Below are 3,933 nucleotides of genomic sequence, written 5' to 3' on the forward strand. Positions count from 1 at the left end.
ACCTGACAGCGAGATAAAAGCGCACTATTCACCTCAAAAGATGGGTTTTCAGTCGTCGCGCCAATTAAGGTAATTTTGCCTTTTTCAACTGCACCCAATAATGCATCTTGCTGTGATTTATTAAAACGATGAATTTCGTCAATGAAAACTACAGGTGTCAGTAAATCACCACTTTCTGCAATCACTTCACGTAATTCTTTTACGCCCGTATTCAGCGCAGATAAGCTCACAAATGGGCGATCTATCGCTTGAGCCAAAAGCAAAGCAATTGTTGTTTTACCAACGCCTGGTGGCCCCCAAAAAATAATAGAAGGCAAATGCCCCTGATCAATCATTTGACGCAGTGGCGCATGTTCACCTAATAAATGATCTTGCCCAATAATTTCAGACAAGTCTCTCGGGCGCAGGCGTTCAGGAAGTGGAATATGGGTGTCTGACATCTCAAATTGCTTTATCGTCTTTTCACTATAGTCTATTGTGTCTCACAGAAATCTACAATTTGAATCTATGAGACACGTCCGTTATTTACAGGCTGGTTCACATTAAGAGGGTTTCTTACTTAGCTTCAGTAAACGCGCATTTGAGCCGTCTTCAATGACCCAAATCGAGCCATCTTGGGCTTCATGTAATCCACGAATACGTTTTTTCATATCTAATCTTTGCACTTCTTTCACGGGTTTATGCTCTAAATCCACCACAATAATTGCTTCTGAAGATAGCCCGCCAATTAACGCCTTATTTTTCCATGCAGGAAATTGTTGTCCCTGATAAATGATTAGGCTCGACGGAGAGATTACGGGAGTCCAGTCAATTTCTGGTGCTTTAAATTCTGGACGAGTGTGATGGTCTGGAATAGGTTGACCTGAATAATGGTCTCCATTTGAAACGATTGGATAACCATAATTTTCACCTTTTACAATGACGTTAAGCTCATCACCACCTTTAGGCCCCATTTCAACTACCCAGAGCTGTCCTTGGCGATCAAAAGCCATACCTAATGGATTACGGTGTCCAAGCGACCATATTTCAGCAGTGACCCCGCCTTGCTTATAAAAAGGGTTATCTACAACCGCTGAACCATCCTCATTTAAACGCAAGATTTTACCCAAGTTACTTTTCATGTTTTGAGCAGGGTCAAACTTTTGTCGCTCACCTGAACTGACCCACAGCTTACCGTCTGCGCCAAAAAGCATACGATGTCCATAATGGCCTTGTCCTGAAACTTTAGGTACTTGCTGCCAAATCTGCTTTATATCGTTAAGTTTTGGCTGATTGGTATTAGATAAATCTAATTTCGCACGTGAAATCACTGCTCCAGATCCGCCTTGTCCTTTTGTAGCGTAGCTGAGATAAACCCAATGATTCTTGGCAAAGTCAGGATGCAAAATAACATCTCCTAAACCACCCTGCCCCCCATAGTTCACTGCTGGAACGCCTTGAACATCCAAGATTTGTTTATTTTTAGGGTTAAAAATTTTTAATTTACCTTGCCGTTCAGTGACTAATAAACGCTGATCAGGCAAGCTGGTCAAAGCCCAAGGTTCATTGAATTGAGCAAATATTTCAGTTTGATAAGATTGTTTGATTAAGGCGGTCTGCTCTGTTTTTGCAGACGTGTTTTGTTCAAGATTTTTTGAATTTGTATTATTAGACCCACAAGCCATCAACAAAAAAAAGCTACTACATAATAAGGGGGTTGCTAATCGTCTCATCATTTTTATCTCCTTTTGTTTTTATTGTTATATAACGGAGATGAGCAAAAAATTTACGATTAAATGTTACTTTATAATACGTTGTAATTAAAAATGCCCATCACGAGCATATTAACGCACCCATCGTACGACATAATCTTCAAGATCATCTTCATGGACATCAACTTCTGAAAGACAACGTCCAGCAACTGACTTTTTCGCCTTAACGACGCTTTGTCTCGAACCTGTATTTAAATAATGCCAAGAAGGTAGATTTTTACCTTCATTCAAACGCTTATAGGCACAGCTCGATGGTAACCAATGAATTGTTTTTAAAGACTCTGGGGTTAATTGCAAACAGTCAGGCACTTGCTGCTGACGATTTGGATAATCGGTACAACGTCCTGTATCACAATCGAGTAACTTACAGGCCACTTTGGTATAAGCCACCTCATGAGTATCTTCATCTTCAAGCTTGACCAAACAGCACAAACCACACCCATCGCATAAAGCTTCCCACTCAATTTGAGTAAGTTGCTCTAATGGATAGTTTTTCCAGAAGAGTGGTCGAAGTGAGGTCTCGGTAGACATAATGTTTTAGCAGCTGATGAGATGAAACGGTGGCTAAGTATAACATTGAAGTCGTCTGTACGAAAAAAGAAGCTGTATTCCTAGCATCACAAAATGATTGTTTAATATACATTTCAACCACATAAACGACACATTCGGTGCAAAAAACAAGCTATATAGTTAAACAACAATGAAAAAATAAGGAGAACAGCATATGTTCCGTTGGGCTATAATTTTTGCAGTGATTGCACTCATTGCCAGTCTATTAGGGTTTGGTGGTGTTGCAGGACTATCTAAAGACTTTGCCGTGATTTTATTAGTTGTGGCTGTAATTCTCGCTGTAATTGGGTTCATTTCCCGAGGCAGAACGTAACTTAATCATGATCACCTAAAAAGAAGGAACTGGTTTCCTTCTTTTTTATTGCGTGAAGATTTCTCTCTTTTGTTTTGATGTAGATTCTTACACAGTTATTTATATTAGTTTTATCTTTTTATGCTTTAATCAAGCGTGTTTAAATCTCTTTAAATTTCAGGATTAAGGTTATGAGTACAGCAATTAAAACCCGTGAAATTCAATATACTGCACCAGATGGCAGCCATTTAATTGGTTACTTTGCGGCTCCAGATAGTGAAACACCTGTTGCGGGTGTAATTGTTGGTCCTGAGTGGTGGGGTCGTAACGAATATACTGAACAACGTGCACGTGAGCTTGCTGAACATGGCTATGCTGCGCTTGCAATTGATATGTATGGCGATAAAAAAGTAACCTCGACTGCCGCTCAAGCCTATGAATGGATGATGCAGACATTTGAAAATTTAGATACGGTTACTGACCGTGCCAATGCAGCGCTACAAACTCTAGCAGCCCAACCAGAAGTAAACAGTGAAAAACTTGCTGCAATTGGCTTCTGCTATGGTGGTAAAGTTGTATTAGACCTTGCTCGCTCAGGTGCACCACTTAAATCAATTATAACGTTCCATGCTACATTAGCTCCGAAAGCACCTGCTCAAAAAGGCAGCATTCAGGGTGAAGTTTTAGTACTACATGGTGAACTAGACAGCATGGTCACCTTAGAAGATGTTGCTAATTTTGAAAAAGAGATGCAAGCTGCTGAGGTTAAACACGAAGTAGTGGTTTTAGAAGGTGCTAAACATGGCTTTAGTAACCCGCTTGCAGATGAAAAAGCTAAAGCGAACGGTGTAGACCTTGGCTATAATAGCGAAGCGGAAAAACAAGGCCTTGCTAAAATGTACGCGTTGTTAGATCGTACTTTAAAATAAAAGAAGCCAATTTGGAGCAAATGTTTTTTCGCATTTGCTCCCTTAAATGTTTATGACTTTGCAATATTTTTACTGTATTTTTTAAACCATACTTCAATAACTATACTCCCGTTGAGCTAGAGCAAAGCCTAGTCTTATTTCCCGCACTCGGGGTTTAATGGAATAACATGAGAGGATACAACAATGACTGACAAGAAATGTCCGTATTGCGAATTTGATGAATATGACATCATTGATAAGAATGAATTTGCTGTAATTTTGCCTGATTCTAATCCGCTATCTAAAGGCCACTGTGTGGTAACGCCACTACGCCATGTTCGTTCTTTTTTTGATATCACATCTAAAGAACATCAAGGCTTGCTTACACTTCTTGAAATTGCTCGCCACGAAA

6 protein-coding genes are annotated in these 3,933 nt (G+C 39.8%); 3 read left to right on the forward strand and 3 right to left on the reverse strand.

Annotated features, from left to right (window positions below; all coding sequences use genetic code 11):
• The 3 genes from UC75_RS21200 to UC75_RS10810 all read right to left on the reverse strand — a co-directional run.
• Positions 1–440 (reverse strand): AAA family ATPase (locus tag UC75_RS21200; RefSeq protein ID WP_228137284.1); only part of this gene is annotated, 440 nt, incomplete at its 3' end.
• A 102-nt stretch (positions 441–542) separates the two neighbouring features.
• Positions 543–1,715 (reverse strand): PQQ-dependent sugar dehydrogenase, encoded by a 1,173-nt coding sequence (locus UC75_RS10805; RefSeq protein ID WP_049837580.1) that lies wholly within the window; start codon positions 1,713–1,715, stop codon positions 543–545.
• A 108-nt stretch (positions 1,716–1,823) separates the two neighbouring features.
• Positions 1,824–2,282: a YcgN family cysteine cluster protein gene (locus UC75_RS10810; RefSeq protein WP_004790211.1), complete on the reverse strand. Its 459-nt coding sequence runs from the start codon at positions 2,280–2,282 to the stop codon at positions 1,824–1,826.
• Between the two features lie 193 nt (positions 2,283–2,475).
• Here UC75_RS10810 and UC75_RS18830 point away from each other — a divergent pair, with 193 nt between their 5' ends.
• The 3 genes from UC75_RS18830 to UC75_RS21205 all read left to right on the forward strand — a co-directional run.
• Positions 2,476–2,634 (forward strand): DUF1328 domain-containing protein, encoded by a 159-nt coding sequence (locus tag UC75_RS18830; protein WP_002053759.1) that lies wholly within the window; start codon positions 2,476–2,478, stop codon positions 2,632–2,634.
• 170 nt (positions 2,635–2,804) lie between these two features.
• Positions 2,805–3,542 (forward strand): dienelactone hydrolase family protein, encoded by a 738-nt coding sequence (locus tag UC75_RS10815; protein WP_004790213.1) that lies wholly within the window; start codon positions 2,805–2,807, stop codon positions 3,540–3,542.
• A 183-nt stretch (positions 3,543–3,725) separates the two neighbouring features.
• Positions 3,726–3,933: HIT family protein (locus UC75_RS21205; RefSeq protein ID WP_228137274.1), on the forward strand; the 208-nt coding region annotated here is incomplete at its 3' end.

Origin of the sequence: Acinetobacter sp. V2 (genome assembly GCF_001188385.1) — a bacterium.
Taxonomy (GTDB): Bacteria; Pseudomonadota; Gammaproteobacteria; order Pseudomonadales; family Moraxellaceae; genus Acinetobacter; species Acinetobacter oleivorans.